Annotated in this window: 18 protein-coding genes; 6 read left to right on the forward strand and 12 right to left on the reverse strand. The window is 62.3% G+C overall.

The features are described 5' to 3' along the window. Position 1: 1 nt before the first annotated feature. From xylB to ACWF6P_RS24040, 3 genes are read right to left on the reverse strand one after another with little or no spacing between them, the layout of a single operon-like run. A complete protein-coding gene (gene xylB / locus ACWF6P_RS24030; protein ID WP_452622765.1) occupies positions 2 to 1,399 on the reverse strand; it encodes a xylulokinase in 1,398 nt (465 codons plus the stop codon). Positions 1,400 to 1,423: 24 nt separating this feature from the next. Then, a complete protein-coding gene (locus ACWF6P_RS24035; RefSeq protein WP_230814392.1) occupies positions 1,424 to 1,741 on the reverse strand; it encodes a WhiB family transcriptional regulator in 318 nt (105 codons plus the stop codon). 52 nt (positions 1,742 to 1,793) lie between these two features. Then, entirely contained in the window at positions 1,794 to 2,045 is a 252-nt protein-coding gene (locus ACWF6P_RS24040; protein ID WP_452622766.1) for a DUF3263 domain-containing protein, read from the reverse strand. Between the two features lie 194 nt (positions 2,046 to 2,239). Here ACWF6P_RS24040 and ACWF6P_RS24045 point away from each other — a divergent pair, with 194 nt between their 5' ends. Continuing rightward, a complete protein-coding gene (locus ACWF6P_RS24045) occupies positions 2,240 to 3,427 on the forward strand; it encodes an ROK family transcriptional regulator (RefSeq protein WP_378543411.1) in 1,188 nt (395 codons plus the stop codon). Positions 3,428 to 3,693: 266 nt separating this feature from the next. Continuing rightward, entirely contained in the window at positions 3,694 to 4,995 is a 1,302-nt protein-coding gene (locus tag ACWF6P_RS24050) for an MFS transporter (protein WP_452622767.1), read from the forward strand. A gap of 46 nt (positions 4,996 to 5,041) precedes the next feature. Here the strand turns inward: ACWF6P_RS24050 and ACWF6P_RS24055 are convergent, their stop codons facing one another. The 9 genes from ACWF6P_RS24055 to ACWF6P_RS24095 all read right to left on the reverse strand — a co-directional run bounded on the left by ACWF6P_RS24055 (position 5,042) and on the right by ACWF6P_RS24095 (position 13,896). Continuing rightward, entirely contained in the window at positions 5,042 to 5,842 is an 801-nt protein-coding gene (locus ACWF6P_RS24055; RefSeq protein WP_452622768.1) for a crotonase/enoyl-CoA hydratase family protein, read from the reverse strand. A 65-nt stretch (positions 5,843 to 5,907) separates the two neighbouring features. After that, a complete protein-coding gene (locus ACWF6P_RS24060; RefSeq protein ID WP_378532497.1) occupies positions 5,908 to 6,888 on the reverse strand; it encodes an LLM class F420-dependent oxidoreductase in 981 nt (326 codons plus the stop codon). Between the two features lie 34 nt (positions 6,889 to 6,922). Further along, on the reverse strand, positions 6,923 to 7,324 hold the full coding sequence (locus ACWF6P_RS24065; RefSeq protein ID WP_378648511.1) for a nuclear transport factor 2 family protein: 402 nt from the start codon (positions 7,322 to 7,324) through the stop codon (positions 6,923 to 6,925). Continuing rightward, entirely contained in the window at positions 7,321 to 9,042 is a 1,722-nt protein-coding gene (locus ACWF6P_RS24070) for a class I adenylate-forming enzyme family protein (RefSeq protein WP_452622769.1), read from the reverse strand. The genes ACWF6P_RS24065 and ACWF6P_RS24070 overlap by 4 nt, the downstream gene beginning before the upstream one ends. 13 nt (positions 9,043 to 9,055) lie before the next feature. Then, positions 9,056 to 10,339, reverse strand: a complete 1,284-nt coding sequence (locus ACWF6P_RS24075) for an ABC transporter substrate-binding protein (RefSeq protein WP_378446355.1) — start codon at positions 10,337 to 10,339, stop codon at positions 9,056 to 9,058. 58 nt (positions 10,340 to 10,397) lie between these two features. Continuing rightward, entirely contained in the window at positions 10,398 to 11,486 is a 1,089-nt protein-coding gene (locus ACWF6P_RS24080) for a branched-chain amino acid ABC transporter permease (protein WP_452622770.1), read from the reverse strand. Next, the gene (locus ACWF6P_RS24085) at positions 11,483 to 12,379 is read right to left on the reverse strand and encodes a branched-chain amino acid ABC transporter permease (protein WP_378648506.1); all 897 of its coding nucleotides are present in this window, start codon (positions 12,377 to 12,379) and stop codon (positions 11,483 to 11,485) included. Before ACWF6P_RS24085 ends, ACWF6P_RS24080 begins: the two co-directional genes overlap by 4 nt. Before the next feature lie 3 nt (positions 12,380 to 12,382). Next, a complete protein-coding gene (locus ACWF6P_RS24090; protein ID WP_378446353.1) occupies positions 12,383 to 13,096 on the reverse strand; it encodes an ABC transporter ATP-binding protein in 714 nt (237 codons plus the stop codon). Beyond that, entirely contained in the window at positions 13,093 to 13,896 is an 804-nt protein-coding gene (locus ACWF6P_RS24095; protein ID WP_378532487.1) for an ABC transporter ATP-binding protein, read from the reverse strand. The genes ACWF6P_RS24090 and ACWF6P_RS24095 overlap by 4 nt, the downstream gene beginning before the upstream one ends. Positions 13,897 to 13,971: 75 nt before the next feature. Between ACWF6P_RS24095 and ACWF6P_RS24100 the strand changes: the two genes are divergently transcribed. Genes ACWF6P_RS24100 through ACWF6P_RS24115 form a run of 4 tightly spaced genes read left to right on the forward strand, consistent with a single transcriptional unit; the run spans position 13,972 to position 18,057 of the window. Beyond that, positions 13,972 to 14,613 (forward strand): nuclear transport factor 2 family protein, encoded by a 642-nt coding sequence (locus tag ACWF6P_RS24100; RefSeq protein ID WP_452622771.1) that lies wholly within the window; start codon positions 13,972 to 13,974, stop codon positions 14,611 to 14,613. After that, positions 14,610 to 15,380, forward strand: a complete 771-nt coding sequence (locus ACWF6P_RS24105) for an SDR family oxidoreductase (RefSeq protein WP_452622772.1) — start codon at positions 14,610 to 14,612, stop codon at positions 15,378 to 15,380. The genes ACWF6P_RS24100 and ACWF6P_RS24105 overlap by 4 nt, the downstream gene beginning before the upstream one ends. After that, the gene (locus ACWF6P_RS24110) at positions 15,377 to 16,432 is read left to right on the forward strand and encodes an NAD(P)H-dependent amine dehydrogenase family protein (RefSeq protein ID WP_452622773.1); all 1,056 of its coding nucleotides are present in this window, start codon (positions 15,377 to 15,379) and stop codon (positions 16,430 to 16,432) included. The genes ACWF6P_RS24105 and ACWF6P_RS24110 overlap by 4 nt, the downstream gene beginning before the upstream one ends. After that, positions 16,429 to 18,057, forward strand: coding sequence for a long-chain-fatty-acid--CoA ligase (locus ACWF6P_RS24115; protein ID WP_452622774.1), 1,629 nt, complete (start codon positions 16,429 to 16,431; stop codon positions 18,055 to 18,057). The genes ACWF6P_RS24110 and ACWF6P_RS24115 overlap by 4 nt, the downstream gene beginning before the upstream one ends. The last annotated feature ends 31 nt before the right edge of the window (positions 18,058 to 18,088 follow it).

The following is an 18,088-nucleotide window of genomic DNA, read 5'->3' on the forward strand; positions in this document are numbered from 1 at the left end:
CTCAGACACCTTCGGTGAGTTCGCGCAGCGACGCGTAACGCTCACGCACGTGGGGAGCTGGTTCGGCGTCGAATCGCCGCTCTTCCGGTTTCGGCCACACCGGCGGCCGCACGTCCCCGGACAGAGCCCATGCTGCTTGCCTGCAGGCTCCCTCGGCGACGTACTCACCCGGAGCAGGGATCACGACCGGCACCCCGAGAATTGCCGGGGCTATCTCACAGAGAGCACGAGACTTGGCTCCGCCTCCCACAAGGAGAACTCGCTTCACCTCGACACCCTGACGAACCAGATCGTCGACGCCATCGGCCAAGCCGCACAGGAGACCTTCGACGGCGGCTCGTGCAAAGTGCGCAGGCGTCGAGTTCTGCAAACGGAAACCGTGCATGGCTCCCGTGGCGTCGGGCCGGTTGGGCGTCCGCTCACCCTCGAAGTACGGGATCATGACCAGACCGTCGTTTCCGAGGGGCGCGGTCAGCGCCAACCTGGACAGTTCGGCGTGATCGACGCCGAGAATAGATGCCGTCGCATCAAGAATGCGAGCGCCGTTGAGAGTGCACACCAGCGGCAGGTGCAGTCCGGTCGCGTCCGCGAATCCTGCCACGTTTCCACTGGGATCGTGTGTGGGCGTGACTGATACAGCGGATACTACGCCGGAAGTTCCGATCGAGATGATCACGTCACCGGGGACTGCACCCAAACCCAGTGCGGCTGCGGCATTGTCACCCGTGCCCGGTCCGATTATTCCCCCGGAGTGAGTGCTTCCGATCTTCTCGTTCGGCGCTGCAACTCGGGGAACCTGTGGGGTTCGATCGCGAAATGCCAACGCCAACAGATCGGTACGGTATTCGCGCGTCGAGGCAGCGTAATAGCCGGTTCCACTGGCGTCGCCCGCGTCGGTGGCAAGTTCCTTCAACGACCCTGACCCGCCCAATTTCCAGGACAGCCAGTCGTGCGGAAGACACACCGCGGCAGCGCGATCGGCGTTGGCCGGCTCGTGATCTGCCAGCCATCGAAGCTTGCTTGCCGTGACTGCAGCGACCGGGACGACTCCGACGGCGTCGGCCCATTCGCTCGATCCGCCGAGTTCTTCGACCAGATCGGACGCAGCCTTCGCCGAACGAGTGTCGTTCCACAGCAGCGCCGGCCTGACGACCTCGCCTCCGTTGTCCAGACACACCATGCCGTGCTGTTGAGCTCCGACGGAAACTGCTGCAACGTCGTCCAGCCCACCCGCCGCGGCGATTGCACTGTCCATCGCCTCGAGCCAGCGTGCCGGATCTATTTCGGTACCAACGGGATGAGCCGCTCGTCCTTCTCGTACCAGTTCGCCTGTATCGGCATCACGGACAATGACTTTGCACGACTGGGTAGACGAATCGATACCGGCAACGAGCGTCACACTGGAGTCCTTTCCGAAGGACCTTCAGCTCGCGTTGGCGACCGCGGGCATCCGGTTGCTGCGCTTACGCAGCGATCGCACATATTCTGCGCGCTCGGTCTCCGTCATTCCACCCCAGATGCCGTAAGGCTCGTGGACGGACAGTGCGTGCTCGCGGCACTGCTGGAGTACGGGGCACGTCCCGCAGACCTTCTTGGCGTTGCGTTCACGGTTCTCGCGAGCATGTCCACGCTCGCCGTCCGGGTGGAAGTACACCGCGGAGTCGTGCCCGCGGCACGCTCCCTGCAGCTGCCAATCCCACACTTCGGCGGTCGGGTACGGCATCGGAAGGTGCTTGTGCATGATGGCGACCTCAATTCCTTACTCGGGTGAAACGGATTCGGGTGACTCGGAGCTACGCTGCGGACTTACCGGCGCCCGGCCGATTCGCCGATCGGCCGAGTCGATGCGCACAGACCGAAGCGAGTTCGCCGGCGACGGGCGGAGTCAGCGCTGCGACGCCGTCGTCGAGAATCGCCTGCAGCCTGCGGAAATACTCGTCCGGGGCGAGGCCGAAAGTTACGAAGATCTCTTCGTCGGGTCCACCGTCGAACTGCTGCCACTTACGTGCGAACTCGACGATCTCTTGTGTATCGGTGCGGCTCATCAGGTTCTCCCCTGTTTGTGCGCCCTGCTTCACAGAAACTGCGACTCGTCTCCTCGGACGCCCGTGGCAGTGAGTCAAGACACACACTATGCCTACTTCTGCTTTTTCACAAGACCTACTTAAGTCTTTTTGTGAACAAAGTAGGGCAACTTTCGCACGCTGAAGTTGCCGACAAGGAATGCTTGAATAGGACAATGACCCGACCGTCCACGACTCCGGCTACCGCAGGAGAGGTATTCACGCTGATACGCAGCGGTTCAGCGACCACTCGCAGCGAGATCGGGAAGCTCACCGGCCTGTCCAGGACAGCAGTATCGGCCAGGGTTGCGGCACTTCAGTCGCTTGGATTGATCGCCGATGACGACGAGGGACCGTCGACGGGCGGACGGCCGCCGTCCACTCTCACGTTCGCAAAGGCGTCCGGCGTGGTTCTCGTCGTGGCGATCGGTCGATCGCGGGCACAACTTGCCGTCACCGACCTGGCGGGCACGATCCTCGCAGCGGAAGACATCGACAAGTCGGTCGGAGTCGGCCCGGACGAACTGATGCCCGAAATTGCCGAGCATCTCTCGTCACTCCTGGCCCGGGTCCAGCGCAAGTCCACCGAAGTCATCGGGGTAGGACTGAGCATTCCCGGAACCGTCGACGTCGCTGCAGGAGCCAGCCTCGATTCCCCGATGATGGCGGGATGGGACGGAGTTGCTCTTGCCCCCTACCTGGCATCGGTGACGACGGCACCGCTGTTCGCCGACAACGATGCCAACGTGATGGCTCTGGCCGAATTGAGCGAACGACGCGAGAGCGCGCCCAACCTCCTGATGATCAAGGCATCGACCGGCCTGGGCGCGGGAATCGTCCTGGGTGGAGTCCTCCAACGCGGTTCACTCGGAGCATCCGGCGAGATCGGGCACACGAAAACCGCTGCGGCGCGGGGCATGAAATGTCGGTGCGGCGACGTCGGCTGCGTCGAAACCGTCGCCAGCGGTTGGGCTCTCGTGCACGCCCTTCGAGATCAAGGTCGGAGCGTCGGGCATGTGCGTGACGTTGTCCGCCTCGCCCTGGACGGTGACAGCGAAGCCCGCCGGCTCATCAGAAGCAGCGGTCGACTGATCGGCGACGTCATTTCGGGCGCGGTCAACCTCCTCAATCCCGAGGTCCTGATCATCGGCGGCGACATGGCCGAGGCCGACGAACTCTTCCTCGCCGGGCTTCGAGAGTCCGTGTACGGCAATGCAACGGCGCTTGCCACCCGAAAGCTGCAGATCGCATCGGTCAGCCACGGCGCACAGTCCGGCATTCTCGGCTGCGCGGTTCTTGTCCTCGACCACCTACTCAGCGCTCGGGAAATCGACCTGCGCATTGCCGCGTCGCCCCAAAACTGAGCGCCCGATTTCTCGCACACTCCGCACCGGATAGTCAGACCTTTCCGACATCTCTTGTGCTGACGCTCACACTTCTGCATAATTCATTACCTACCGATCATTCGGTTGCCAATATCGACAATGGGATCGCGCAGGAACGCTCCGAATCAGCCAAAAGCATGCATCGAGCACACCGGCAACGTCGCAGATCGAACAGTATTTCTCCCCTGTTCCGACTTCGCAGTTCACCTCCTCGGTGGAACACGTGAATGGCAGAAAGTAGCTCGATGACCACAACCAGAACTGGCACCAAACCCGCCGCGAAGGAGTACGACCGCGCCGCGATGGCGTCGATGGTCGGCACCACCGTCGAGTGGTACGACTTCTTCATCTACGCCCAAGCCGCAGCGCTGATCTTTGCCGACCTGTTCTTCAAGCCGATGGGCTCGGCAGGTCAGATCGTCTCCTACGTCACGGTCGGCATCAGCTTCGTCTTCCGTCCACTCGGCGCCATCGTCGCCGGCTATCTCGGTGATCGACTCGGCCGAAAGCGCGTGCTGGTGGCAACTCTGGCAATGATGGGCGCCGCGACGGTCCTGATCGGCGTGCTACCGACGTATGCCTCCATCGGGATCTGGGCGCCGATCCTGCTGATACTTCTCCGAATCGTGCAGGGATTCTCGACGGGCGGCGAATGGGGCGGGGCCGCTCTACTTGCCGTCGAACACGCACCCACCAAACGCCGAGGATTCTTCGGAGCATTCGTCCAGATGGGTGTACCGCTCGGAATGTTGCTCGCCACCGGTGTTTTGGCACTGTGCACGTTCACCCTCACCGACGAACAGTTCACCACCTGGGGATGGCGAGTGCCGTTCCTGCTCAGCGTCGTGTTGATCGGCGTCGGCTTCTACATCCGAAGCCGGGTCAGCGAGTCACCTGTATTCGCCGAACTCAAGGAACGCCGCTCCGAGAGCAATACGCCTATCCGCACGCTGTTCAAGAAGCACCCGAAGCAGGTCGTACTCGCAGCCCTGTCCTTCATCGGCACAAACGGCAACGGCTACATGGTGATCGGTGGATTCATCGTCGCGTACGCAACCAAGACGCACGGTCTGGGTAAGACGGAACTACTGATTGCCACACTCGCCAGTGCCGTCACATGGGGTGTGTTCACCATGATCGGCGCCTACTGGTCGGACCGACGCGGCCGCACCACGGTGATGAACGTGGGCAACCTCGCAATGGTCCTGTTCGCGGTGCCGTTCTTCCTCCTCATCGACACCGGAAATCTCGGCTGGATCTATGTGGCGATGATCCTCTTCTCGCTCGGACTCGGGCTTTCGTACGGACCACAACCGGCGTTGTTCGCCGAGCTGTTCCCGGCCTCGATCCGCTACAGCGGCGCGTCGATCTCCTACGCCGTCGGAACCATTTTCGGCGGCGCCTTCGCACCCACCGTCGCGCAGTGGCTCCTCGGCAAGACCGGTGGCACTCTGGCCATCTCGATCTACCTCGCTTTGCTGGCAGCGGTGTCATTCGTTGCCACGACGCTCATCAAAGACCGATCGGGACGAGATTTGATGCTGTGATCGACCTCGACGTGGACGCCGCACGGCGCCGCGATGCCGGAGTTCGTCAGCCGAACTTTCGAATGGCGAACTCCGGCAACTTCTTCACACCGTTCGCGGTGCGCACGATCTTGTGATTTTTACCCCTCATCAAAGCCAGTTGGATCCGTGATTCGATCCAAAATGCCCAGCGAGGCGATCGGTTCCAGGTCTTGTGCAACAACGTCTTCGTTGCTGCGACGGCGTCCGGCGAGCGAGTCATGATCTGCGACAGCAGTTCCTGCGCCGGCTTGATCGGGTTCTCGCTGACTCCGCTCACGAAACCCCACTCGAGAGCTTGATTTCCATCGAACAGTTCCGCCGTCATGGCTAGGCGTTTCACGACATCTATTGCCGCGAGTTCGCGCGTCGTGACCGTCCCGGTCATGTCTGGAATCAATCCCCACTTCGCCTCCATTACCGAGAACGTGCAATCAGGGGTGGCGAATCGAAAGTCTGCGGCGAGCGCCAATTGCAGTCCCCCGCCGAAACAGTGGCCGTGAACGATCGCGATGACCGGCACGGGCAATTCGCGCCATACCCAGCACGCGCGTTGAAACAAGTTGGTCTTCTGACCTGGAAACTTCGCAAAGGCCCTTGCCATCCGCCTCGGTTGCTTGCCGGCAGAAGCAAAATCCAATCCGGCAGAGAATGCGTCACCCGCGCCTTGCAGAACTACGCCCCGAATCGAACGATCGCTCTCGATCGTTCGAGCGGCATTCACCAGCGCGTCGAGCATGTCCAGATCGAGACCGTTGAGTTTCTCCGGCCGGTTCAACGTCACGTACGCCACCGACTGCACTATCTCGACACGAACACGATCACTCACGGCAACTCCTCCGATTCGACATATCCCCGACGAACTTACCTGAGAGTAAGTTCTTCGGGGATTCGTCATGCCATCTCGGCGAGAAGTTCCATGGTCACTTGCCCGGCCGGGTCCGAATCAGTGGATGACGGCACGGCTACAACGGTGTCCACGCCCGCCGCTCGGTACGCCTCGAGTTGCGCGCGAGCGTCGGCCGCTGTTCCCACTATTCCCACCGTCGCCACCATGGCGTCGGAGACCTGACTCAAGAGCTCTCGCGGCGCGGCTCCGGCCCTTGCTGCCTCGATCACGTCCGCGAAGCCGGCACGGACGAACATGTCCGAGTACCCGGGGGCAGCGAGATACGGCACAAGCCCACGTCTGAGTTGATCGATCGACGCCTGCGACGGTCCATTCTCGGCGACAGCAGCCGGTGCCCACACCGACACGACGGGCATGCCCGTTTTCAACTCGGCCGCGATCTCCTTGCATCGCGAAATCAGACGACCGGCCTGCTCCGCACTCACCAGATTGAGCACCAGTTCGTCACCCAACTCCACGGCGGCCCGAAGCGCCTTGTCTCCGAATGCCGCAACGATCAACCGGCCACCCGGCGGCTGAAGACGCAGTCGGTATCCACTGGTCCGCATCACCGTTCCGGCGACTTCGCCCCGCTCGCCGTTCATCAGCGCTCGCACACCGCGGGCGGACTCCGCGAGTGCACGTGCTGCCCCGGATCTGCTTCGCCCATGCCATTTTTCGACCACGACAGTGCTGGACGTTCCCAACGCGATCGACACGTGACGCCCGGTCAAGTCCGCTACCGACGCCGCCCCGATCGCGATCATCGCCGGATCACGAACCGTCACTGCCAGCGGGCCGACCACCAACTCGGAGCGCTCGAAGCCGGCGCCGACCGACGTAGCCAACGCAAAGGCGTCGTACGTCGCCATCTCCCCCACCCACACTCGGCCGAACCCCAGTTTGTCGGCAAGGCGCGCAGTGACGGTCACCTCGCGCGGCGGACGGTCCTGCCACAAACCCAGGGAGATGTCGACAGTCGGCAATCTTCTCTTCGAAGTCCCGCTACTCGAAATCCCGCTATTCGAAATCGGAGACAAGACCCATTCCCTTCAACAGCGTCGGACGGTCGTAGTATTCGAGCCACTCGGTGATCCGCCCGTCTGCCATGGTGAGGATTCCGACAACAGGCACGACGCCGTGGGTACCGTCGAAGTGGAAGTCGTCGACTCTCTGCACGAAAACCCTGCCGCCGATCACGCCGAGAGACTCGATCTTCAGGGTGATCCGTTCACACTTGCTTGCCAGCAATGCAATTCGGCCCGCGACGGCCTCTTTGCCGACAAGCGGTTCCTGCATCACGCTGTGGAGCACACCGTCCTCGGCAAACAGGTCGACGACGCGTGTCCAATCCATGACGTCCCAGGCCTGGAACATCTCACGCGCCAGCGCAAGTTTTTCACTGTCGTTCATCACACTCATGCCACACTCTTCTGTCGAAGTTCACGCTTGAGGATCTTTCCGGTCGAATTGCGCGGCAACTCTTTCCGAATCTCCAGCCGTTCGGGAAGCTTGTACGACGCGATGCGCTTGTCCTTCAGGAACGCGACCAGAGCGTCCAGTTCGAGTTCCGTCTCGGGCCGCAGCGTGACCACTGCCGCCACACGCTCACCGAGCACTTCGTCGGGGTCGCCGATGACGGCCACATCCGCAACTGCCGGGTGCTCGGCGATCAATCCCTCCAGTTCAGCTGGGGCGATGTTCATTCCGCCGCGGATCACGAGATCCTTGCCTCGATCCAGGTAGCGGAGGAACTGCCCTTGATCACCGGCGATCTCGAAGATATCTCCGGTGCAGAGGAATCCGCGTTCGTCGAACGGCGACGGTCGATCGCCGAGGTAGCCGGCGAAGACAGTCGGTCCACTGATTCGCAACTCACCCGGGTGCCCGACTTCGGTGATGTCCTCGCCGGTGACCACGTCGACCAAGCGCACGTCCATCCAGTCCGAGATCCTGGTGCTCCAACGGAAGTTTTCGACACCGAAGCGGGGGAAGTACCGTGCGCGGTCGTCCGGATCCGGCATGTCCGCAGGCGAGGAGAGCAGACTGATGCCTTCGTTTGATCCGAAAAAGTTGATGACTCCGATTCCGTATCGCTCCTGCCATCCCCGCACCATCGGAGGTTGTAGTGGCACCGAACCCGAACCGATCCGAGTCAAGCTCGACAGGTCGACCGCCGCGAGCATCGACTCGTCGGCGAGCAGCATCCACAACAGCGCAGGCGGCGCTACTGTGTACGTCACTCGCTCGGCCTCGATCTGCCCGAGGAACACTCGAAGGTCGAACGGGTGATGTTGTACCAGTACACAACCCGTGCGGAGCCACGGCAGGAACATTCCGTTGATTCCGGCCATGTTGACCATCGGGAACGGGTTCAACAAGACGTCGCCGACGACGATGTCGGGAGCGTCGATCGTGGCCCAGCAGATGGCCAGCCACTCGTAGTGCGAACGTGGGACCCCCTTCGGTTCGCTTTCGGTCCCGGAGGTCCAACAGATCGTCATCGCATCGTTGGGGTCGTTGGGATCTTCGGTGTTTCGTTCCACCAGTTCACTGCGCTGTGCTTCGGTGGCAGTCCGAGGACTCAGTCCCACGACGCCGGTGGGAAGCTGAGCCGCAAGCTCGGACGCGGGAGCGTAGGCGAACACCGATCTCAGAGAAGGAATCCGGGATCTGATTGCAGCGATCTCCGTAGCGGGGAGTCTGTCACCGAAACTGGGTACGGTGACAAATGCTGCAAACGCCGCCTGGTTTGCCATTCCTTCCACTTCACGTTCGCGGTACTGCATCGGCAAGGGTGAGACCACGATCCCCAGCGACCACGCTGCAAGATAAACCTCGACCAGTTCGACGGTGTTCGGCATCTGCACGCCCAGAACATCTCCCCGGCCCAAACCCACCTCGGAGAAGCGGGCAGCGAGCGCGATGACTTCGCTCTCCAGTTGATTCCAACTGAGGCGTCGTGGATCTCCGCCGGACAACTCGCTCCGGTTCGCCGGATCAACTACCGCGAGTTCGTCGCCGCGGGCCCGCACCTGCGCCCGGAACACCTGATCGATCGTCTCGTCGGACCACCACCCCTTCGAGGTGTATTCGTCCACCTTGCCACGAGGATGCAATCCCCTGTGTGTCTTGTTCATGCGCGCACTCGCTTCAGTTCTCGTAACGGCCGGAAATGTCGATCACGTCGCCCTGCTTCTCGAACGCCTGGGTAGCGGCATTCCACTCGAACGGCTGGAATGCCAGGATTCCCAGCGCATGGTCGGCGGTCATGGTGAACTTGATTCCGTCGATGAACATCGGCGGGTGGTAGTCCTGCGTACGCGCGGCACTCATGATGGTGGCACGAGAGAGTCCGTCAGAAGATTCGGAGGCCCGAGTGAAGTTGTCCACCAACAGGTCACCGATGGCCCAGCCGTTCACGGTGTAGCTGTTGGTCGGGGAATCGGCACCGTGAGCAGCTGCACCCGCTAGGTAGTCACGTACCGCCGCGTCGTCCTTGTAGAGAGCGTTATTGGGATCCTTGAGCCACACCATCACCTGCTGCCCGTCAGCAGCATCACCGGCGGGCGCGTACAGGGTCGCACCGTCGACGCAATTCGACGGCTGAATCACGGTGTCGGGCTTCCATCCGACACGTCCGATCGCCTGAGTGATCGCGAGGCAGTCAGTGGTGACACCAGCTACCACCAACACTTCGGCGCCACTGGCCTTGAGGGTCGATGCCGCCGTCTTGGGGTCGGTCAACGCCTCCTCGGCTGCAATCTCGAAGTTGGTTCCTTCGATCGCCGACTTGAAGCCGTTGGCGATTCCCTGTCCCGACTCGGTCTGGTTCGTAGCCAATGCGACCTTGGCGCCGTCCGGATACTTCTTCTTCAGGCTCTCGACGACTACTTCCATCTCGATGCCCGGATCCGGGAGATACTCCGTTGTCCACGGGAAGTCTTCGATGACCCGGAACTCCGGCATCCCTGCCTGCGCAAACAGCAGTGGCACACAGGCAGTGGTCTGATCGTCCGCGATGGCGTTCAACTGGCCGGCTCCGAACGTGCCCAGAACATCGACCTTGTCCTTCTGAATGAACTCTCCGACATTGGCTTTGGCCCGTTCCGGAGAGAAGGCATCGTCCTTGACCACCACGTCGAGTTTGACACCGCCGACACCGCCGGCCGCGTTCGCCACCTCGAACCGTGCTCGCATTCCTTCGATCACGTTGCCGACGGCGTCGGCGAGCGGGCCGGACGTCGGCCCACTCCATCCCACCGTCAGTTTGTCGGTGATCGGCGCTGCGGCACCGCTGGGATCGCTGCAGTCGTCGACCGAGACTGCACCGGCTGATGTCGACGTGTTGCTCTCTGCATCGGAGCTACCTCCGCAGGCCGTAAGGAGTAGTGCCGCAGCGGCGATGACTGCGGGAATCGTGGTCTGCCTTTTCATGTCGTCCAGTTCCTTGCTGTGAGTTGAGAGAAACGAGAGTGGGCGAGGGAGATGTTGTTCAGGTGCGAGGCTCGCCTTCGCGATACTTGGGATGATCTGCGGGAACCACGAGGACGAATCGTCGTAGGACGCTGTTGATCCGGCCGACGATTCCGTCCGGCATCAAGAACACGATCGCGATCAGCACCGCGCCGAATACCACTCCCGACACGGGGCCGTCGGTGACGCTTCCGGTGTAGTACGGCAGGAACACCACTGCCGTTGCTCCCACGATCGGGCCGAATTGGGTTGCGATTCCGCCCAATACCAGCCCGGTGATGAACTCGATCGACTTCATCAGCGAGAAGGATTCCGGCGAGAGTGCGCCGATGTACATCGTGAACAGCGAACCTCCCAGGCCGGTGATCGCGCCGGAAAGCCCGAAAGCGAGAATCTTGACCCGCGCGACGTTGATGCCGTTTGCGCTCGCCGCAATCTCGTTGTCGCGCACCGCGACCATCGCCAGACCGAATCGACTCTTGACGAGATTGCGAATCAGGAGCATGACAATTGCCAGCGTCACGACCGACACCCAGAAGATCCACAGATATGTGTCCGCGCGAGTCAAACCAGTCCATTTCGGCGGGACCAGCAAATTTGCACGAACCACCATTCCGGCAGCACCACCGGTCAGATCGCCGGTCTTGCGGATCACTTCGGGAAACGCCACAGCGACAGCGAGTGTCACGAGAGCCAGATACAGCCCCTTGATCCGCAACGACGGAAGACCGACGAGAAGCCCTAGTACGAAACATAATACGACTGCCATCGGGATCGTGGTCAACGGCGAGTATCCGCGATCGACGATCAGCACGCCGGTCGTGTACGCGCCGAGGCCGAAGAAGGCAGAATGGCCGATCGACAGCAGTCCCGTGTATCCGCTGACGATATTCAGTCCCGCAATGGCAATCGCGATGATGAAGACGCTCGTGAACTGCCCTACCCGAAACGGCGCACTTTGTGAAGCGAGAAGCAAAGCACAGACGGCTGCCACCAACAGACCAATTTGGAGTAACCGGTACGACGTCGATCCGGCGACCACCACACGCGGCTGCCTGACCGCCTTTTCGGCGACGGCGGGTTCATTTCTCTCGGCAAGCGTCGTCATACTCGCTCCAGTTTCTTGGTTCCGAACAGTCCATTGGGTCTGACGAAGAGGATCACCACGATGATCAGCAGAGCGGATGTCTGCTGAAGCGAACCGCCGATGGCCGAAATGTAGCCGCTGAGCATCGATTCCAGGACACCGATCGTCAACCCACCGACCACGGCACCGACAAGACTGTCGAGTCCTCCGAACAGTGCGGCCGCAGATGCTGCGATGAAGATCGGAAACATGGTCGTGAGACCGAGTTGTTGCGGCGAGAGCGGAGTGACCAGGACACCGGCCAGTGCGCCGATCGCTGCCGCAACACCCCAACCGATTGCGAGTATCCGGCTGGTCGGAACTCCGGCCAAGGTTGCCGATTCGGCGTTGTCCGCGACAGCGCGCATGTGCAGACCAACCCTGGTCTTGCGAAAGAGCAAGGACATCAACACAAGTAGGACAACCAGCGCCACGAGTACACCCAGCGCGTCGCCGTACACACGCGCACCGCCCACCGAGATGTAATCGGTCGGACCGTTGGGGAACGGACTCGGCATGATCTTCGTATCGCTCCCCCACAGCATTCCGGCCAACGAGTTGAGCCCGGTGAACAATCCCAGTGCCACGATCAGCACGGCCATGTCGCTTCTCCGCTGAACCGGCCGGATCAGCAGGCGCTCCATCAATGCACCGAGCAGGAAGCCGAGAGTGAGAGCCGCTCCGATCGCGCCCCAGATCGGCCAGGACATCGTCGTGAGCCACCACGCCACGAAGGTCGTGAACAGGGCCAACTCGCCCTGAGCGAAGTTGATCGTGCCGGTGGCGCGGAACACCACGACCAGTGCGAGGGCGAGAATTGCGTAGATGGACCCGTTGGTCAATCCGGAGATGAGTCGTTCGAGAAAGAGTGTCACCGTTTACTCCTGGTACCCGAGGTAAGCGCTGCGCACGACGTCGTCGGAACGAAATTCCTCGGGCGTTCCGGCAGCGACGATGGTGCCTACGTCGAGCAGGAAGACCTTCGACGCGAGTTTCATTGCGAGGTCGGCATTCTGTTCCACGATCAGCAGTGCAGTTCCGTCGCTGCGGTTGATCGCACCGAGCGTGTCGAACAATTCGGCGATGACGATGGGTGCCAGCCCCAGGCTGGGTTCGTCGCACAGAAGCAGTGTGGGACGGCTCATCAATGCGCGTGCGACCGCGAGCATCTGCTGTTCGCCGCCCGAGAGTGAGCCCGCCAGTTGCGTCGAGCGACGACCGAGTACCGGAAACGTCTCGCACCACCGCTCGATGTCGGCTGCGATCTCCGCCTTGTCCTTACGCAACGCAGCGCCGACGAGCAGGTTGTCGCGAACGGACAGTTGACCGAGAGTTCCGCGGCCTTGCGGGACGAGGCTCACGCCGGCAGCCACGGCGCGTTCCGGTTTGGACCCCAACGGCGAACCGTTGAAGGTGATCGTTCCCTGATGCGGAATCAACCCGGCCAGCGCACGCATCATGGTGGTCTTTCCGGCGCCGTTTGCACCGAGAACAACAGCGACCCCACCAGGTTCGACGTCGAGCGAAACCCCGTGCAGTACATTGCCGCGCCCGTAGCCGGCATGCAGATCGTCGACCTTCAACAGCGTCATGCGGCACGTCCCAGGTACGCGTTGATCACGGCGTCATCCTGCTGGATCTGCGCCGGAGTGCCCTCGGCAATCTTGTGACCGAAGTTCAGGGCGACAACGTGATCGGAGATCCCGAGCACCAATCCCATGTGGTGTTCGACCAGAAGCGCCCCGAAGCCGAAGTCGTCGCGGAGGGAGACGATCAGTTCTCCCAGTTCCTTGACTTCACTGTGGGTGAGCCCACCGGCAGGTTCGTCCAGCAGGAGTAGCGACGGCTCGGACATCAATGCTCGCGCCAGTTCGACGCGCTTGAGTGTTCCGAACGGAAGGCCTGCCGCAGGTGCGTTCGCGACGTCGACGAGTTCGAGGCGTTCGAGCAGATACCAGGCCTTCTCTCGCAGTTCTCGGACTCGAGCGCGCGCTGGAGGCCAGCCGAGAAGCCCGCTCGCCAGTCCGAAGCGACCCCGAGACGACCCGCCGACCATGGTGTTGTCGAAGACGCTCATGCCGCTGAACAGTGCGAGATTCTGGAAGGTTCGAGCGATCCCGGCCGAGGCGAGCGCATAGGGGCGCAGCCCGAGTAGATCGGTTCCCTGCCAGGTGATGACGCCCCGGCTCGGCTCGTAAATCCTTGTGATGCAGTTGAACAGCGTGGTCTTACCAGCGCCGTTGGGTCCGATGAGCCCGCAGATCTGTCCGGCGCGGACGTCGAAGCCGACGTCGTCGAGAGCGGTGACACCGCCGAATTCGATCGATACGCCGGAAAGCGTGAGTACGACCGGGTCATTCGCGGGTTGTGCGGGTGGTGTGGTTCCAAGCATTGGTTCACCTCCTCGTGACACTTCAATTAACAGTGTGATAGAGATTACTACAGTAAGCAGAGGCACTCCGTCAACGTGCGGCTCCGCTCCGGGGCCGAGAAGGGACATCATCGTGAGGTCAACGACATTCGCGCAGTCGATACCGGCGGGGGCCCGGGCACTCGGGAGTACAGCCCGATCGAAGCCCTCGTCGCCAAGCAGGAAATCTACGAAGTTCTGGCGCGTTTCCTCCGAGCCGCAGATCGCGGCGACGTCGAGGACGCCCGGCAGTGCTACCTACCCGGCGCAACCGAAGACCACGGCGGGGTCTTCACCGGCGCTGCCGACGAGTACGTCGACCACATCGCCGGGGCCATAACGCACCCGCGGTCGCTGACGACCCACGCCCTGACCAACGTCTTGATCGAACTCGACGGGGACACCGCACGGGTCGAGTCCTACGTGCTCGCATTCGCACGAATCAAGCACTCGGACGGCATAGCCGACACACTCACCTCGGCGCGCTTGATCGACCGCTTCGGCTTCGAGGACGGCAGGTGGGGAATCCGCCACCGCGCACTGCGGTGGGACTGGAACCACGACATGGCCACTACCGAAGGCTGGATCTTCGGGATGCTCGCACCCGAATCGTCATTGAAGAAGAGCAAGAAATTTCCCGACGACCTCATCTACACCCGACAAGCCGCCGATACCCCACAGGCACAGGAGAACTCATGACAACCTTTCGCGGAACTCCGGTCGAGGGTGCGACCGTCCTCGTCACCGGCGCCAATCGAGGCCTCGGGCTGGCCTTCGTCCAGCAGGCGAAGTTGATGGGCGCAGCCAAAATCTATGCGGGGGTGAGAAATCCCGACGAGGCACCGGCCGAGCTGCGAGCCACGGGAGTGCACATCGTCGAACTCGACGTGACCGATCCAGGACTCGTCGACGCAGCGGCCAGGGCGTGCGGTGACACCACGGTCGTCGTCAACAACGCCGGACTGTTCACCGGGAATCGGTTGATCGAGGCCGACGACCGAGACGCCGCTCGCGCCGAGATGGAGGTCAACTACTTCGGACCTCTGACGATGATCCGAGCCTTCGCGCCGGTGCTCGCCGCCCGTGGCGGAGGATCGATAGTCAACGTCCTGTCCGTGGCCGCAATCGCTCCGACCGCATTCATGGGTGGCTATTCACCGGCCAAGGCGGCTGCTCTGTCGCTTGGCGGCATCGCTCGCGCCGAACTCGAACCGCACGGCATCACCGTCACGTCGTTGATCGTCGGCAGCGTCGACACCCGCATGGCGTCACATGTGCAGGGCCACAAGGAAAACCCCCTCGACATCGCGGCAACCGGACTCGCCGCCATGCAACGCGGCGAGTGGACGTGCGACACCGATTTCATGGCAATCGACGCACGTGCGCGCCTGTCCCGCGACCCGATTCGGTACGAACGCGGACTGGGCAAGCTCCTCTTCGCCGGCGAACTGACCACCCGATCATGAGCGATCCGATTCGCGTTGCCCAGTGGGCGACCGGCGCCATCGGCAAGACGGCGCTGCGCGGAATCATCGATCGTCCCGACCTCGAGTTGGTCGGCCTGTACGTCTACAGCGACGCCAAGGCAGGTCGAGACGCCGGTGACATCGCCAGACGCGCACCGACGGGTGTGATCGCTACACGTGACGTGGACGAGATCATCCACTCGCGCCCACAGGTTCTCATCCACAGTCCGCGGTTACAGATTCCGTACGAACGCCACGACGACGATCTGTGCCGTCTGCTTCGAGCCGGGATCAACGTGATCACGACGGCCGGGCAGCACTTCCCCCGCGCACACGGCACCGAGCGCGAGCACATGTTCGCCCAAGCATGTAAGGAAGGCGATTCGACGCTCTACGGGGTTGGTGTGAGCCCAGGTGTCATCGGCGAGCGATTGGCGTTAGCGCTGACGGGAACATCGATCGAACTCGACCGAATCACGATCGACGAGGTGCTCGACGCTCGCGGCATGCCCGACCCCGACTTCGCGTTCACCGTCATGGGAATGGGCTCGCCCCCGGAGGAATTGGACGGAACCGGGCCGTTGCCCTCGCTGTACGCGTCGCTGTACCTCGAGACCATCGCGTTCATGTGCGAGCGCCTGGGCGTCACCTACGACGAGGTCGTCTCCGATCACAAGGCACTCCCCGCGCGTACGGATCTCGACGTCGCTGCCGGGCGCATTGCGGCCGGAACCGTCGGAACCACCGAATGGCGCTGGCACGCAATGGTCGACGGAAAGCAGTTCCTCACCCTCGCCATCATCTGGACCATGGAACCTGATCGCGAGGAATACGCGGGACGGGACCAATGGGAAGTCCACCTCTTCGGTAAACCCGAGATCGTGATGACCGTCAATCTGGTCGAACCGCGAGATCCGAACAGTCGCACAACAGCCGGTCAGTTCATCACCGCAGGCCCGGCACTACGCGCCGTCGAGCATGTACTCGCCGCTCCCGCCGGCATTTTCGAACCCCCTGTCTTTGCCCCCTTCAGATTGGAGCATTCAGCATGACAACTCAGCCGACGGCCGTAGATTCGACTGCCACCCGTGAACCCGCCGCCTGTGAACCTTCCGTGAACGCGCTCCTGCCCGACGGACGTCCCGTACAGAATCTGGAAGACCTTCTCCGCAGCCGGGCCATTGCGAGCCCGGACAACACCGCTGTCATCTCCGATGACGGTCGAACCAGTTTTCGCCAGCTGGACGTCGAAGCCAATCGAGTGGCGAATGCACTTCTGCGCGATGGTGTTCGACCCGGCGACCGGGTGGCGTACATCGGCGCCAACGCACCGTCCTTCCTCTCCGCCTTGTACGGATCTTCGAAGATGGGCTCGATTCTGACGGCCGTCAACAATCGGCTGGCACCGGGTGAGGTCGACTACATCCTGAGCAACAGCGAGCCGACCGTCGTCGTCCTCGGAGCAGGCGATGAGGGCCTCTCCGACGTCGCGGCGGCGGTCGGTAGCGTCCGAACCGTCGTCACAGTCGACGGCGCCGGAAACTCGGTCTCGTGGAACGACTGGCTGTCCGGTGTCGGGGACGAAGATCCAGGGTCGTCGCGTCGTCCCGACGACACAGCGCTGATCTTCTACTCGTCGGGAACCACCGGTCACCCCAAGGGAATCGAGCTCACCGGCGCCAACCTCGGCCGAGCCCTCGCCACCATGTATCACCTGCTCGATCTCGACACCGACTCCGTGGCTATGTGCCCGGTTCCGTTCTTCCACGTCGCGGGGCTCGGCCTTGCCCTCGTCACGACGCTCGGCGGTGGCGCTCTACTTCTCGAGACCATCGCCGGGCCTCTCGAACTCGTCGCGCTGATGCAGGAGTACAAGGTCACGCATGCGGTCGCCGTTCCCGCGGTGATCAGCGTTCTGACGTCCCTTCCGGCTGTGCGCGAGGCAGATTGGAGTGCCCTGCAGTTCCTGGTCTACGGAGCCGCGCCAATGCCACTGCCCCTGTTGCAAGATGCGACCAAGGTATTCGGATGTAGTTTCCTGCAGGCATACGGACTCACCGAGTCGACCGGCGGCGTCACCATGCTCACGCCCGAAGACCATCGGGCGACCGACGAGTCGACCGCGCATAGGTTGAAGTCCGTCGGGCAGCCGATGTTCGGCGTACCCATCCGCATCGTCGATCCCGTGACGCTCGAGGACGTCCCGGTCGGTAGCCGCGGCGAGGTCGTCATCGGCGGCGCTCACGTCATGAAACGCTACTGGCGCAACGAGGCAGCGACGGCGGCCACCATGTTGGACGGAGACTGGCTCCGAACTGGAGACGGAGGATCGTTCGACGAGGACGGTTACCTCTACCTCCACGACCGCCTCAAGGACATGATCGTCTCCGGCGGTGAGAACGTCTATCCCGCCGAGGTGGAGAGCGTTCTCTCGGGGCACCCTGGAATCCGGGAAGTCGCAGTGGTCGGCGTTCCCTCCGATCGATGGGGTGAGACTCCCATTGCGGTGGTCGTTCGAGCCGGCGATTCTGGTGCCACCGAAGCTGAGATCATCGAGTGGTCACGCGAGCGGCTGGCTCACTTCAAGTGCCCCAGTGCAGTTCGGTTCGTCGAGGAGCTGCCACGCAACGCGAGTGGAAAGCTTCTCAAGACTCGCTTGCGGCAGGACTTCGCCTGAGTCCATGACAAGAAATCGGGGCCGATCGCTT

It is taken from the genome of Rhodococcus sp. NPDC055024 (assembly GCF_053608585.1).

What these genes read in the sequence shown, in the direction of transcription:
- ACWF6P_RS24035 (WP_230814392.1), bottom strand. Translation starts at nt 1,741, where the DNA reads ATGCACAAGCACCTTCCGATGCCGTACCCGACCGCCGAAGTGTGGGAT.
- ACWF6P_RS24040 (WP_452622766.1), bottom strand. Translation starts at nt 2,045, where the DNA reads ATGAGCCGCACCGATACACAAGAGATCGTCGAGTTCGCACGTAAGTGG.
- ACWF6P_RS24045 (WP_378543411.1), top strand. Translation starts at nt 2,240, where the DNA reads ATGACCCGACCGTCCACGACTCCGGCTACCGCAGGAGAGGTATTCACG.
- ACWF6P_RS24050 (WP_452622767.1), top strand. Translation starts at nt 3,694, where the DNA reads ATGACCACAACCAGAACTGGCACCAAACCCGCCGCGAAGGAGTACGAC.
- ACWF6P_RS24065 (WP_378648511.1), bottom strand. Translation starts at nt 7,324, where the DNA reads ATGAGTGTGATGAACGACAGTGAAAAACTTGCGCTGGCGCGTGAGATG.
- ACWF6P_RS24070 (WP_452622769.1), bottom strand. Translation starts at nt 9,042, where the DNA reads ATGAACAAGACACACAGGGGATTGCATCCTCGTGGCAAGGTGGACGAA.
- ACWF6P_RS24075 (WP_378446355.1), bottom strand. Translation starts at nt 10,339, where the DNA reads ATGAAAAGGCAGACCACGATTCCCGCAGTCATCGCCGCTGCGGCACTA.
- ACWF6P_RS24080 (WP_452622770.1), bottom strand. Translation starts at nt 11,486, where the DNA reads ATGACGACGCTTGCCGAGAGAAATGAACCCGCCGTCGCCGAAAAGGCG.
- ACWF6P_RS24090 (WP_378446353.1), bottom strand. Translation starts at nt 13,096, where the DNA reads ATGACGCTGTTGAAGGTCGACGATCTGCATGCCGGCTACGGGCGCGGC.
- ACWF6P_RS24095 (WP_378532487.1), bottom strand. Translation starts at nt 13,896, where the DNA reads ATGCTTGGAACCACACCACCCGCACAACCCGCGAATGACCCGGTCGTA.
- ACWF6P_RS24105 (WP_452622772.1), top strand. Translation starts at nt 14,610, where the DNA reads ATGACAACCTTTCGCGGAACTCCGGTCGAGGGTGCGACCGTCCTCGTC.
- ACWF6P_RS24110 (WP_452622773.1), top strand. Translation starts at nt 15,377, where the DNA reads ATGAGCGATCCGATTCGCGTTGCCCAGTGGGCGACCGGCGCCATCGGC.
- ACWF6P_RS24115 (WP_452622774.1), top strand. Translation starts at nt 16,429, where the DNA reads ATGACAACTCAGCCGACGGCCGTAGATTCGACTGCCACCCGTGAACCC.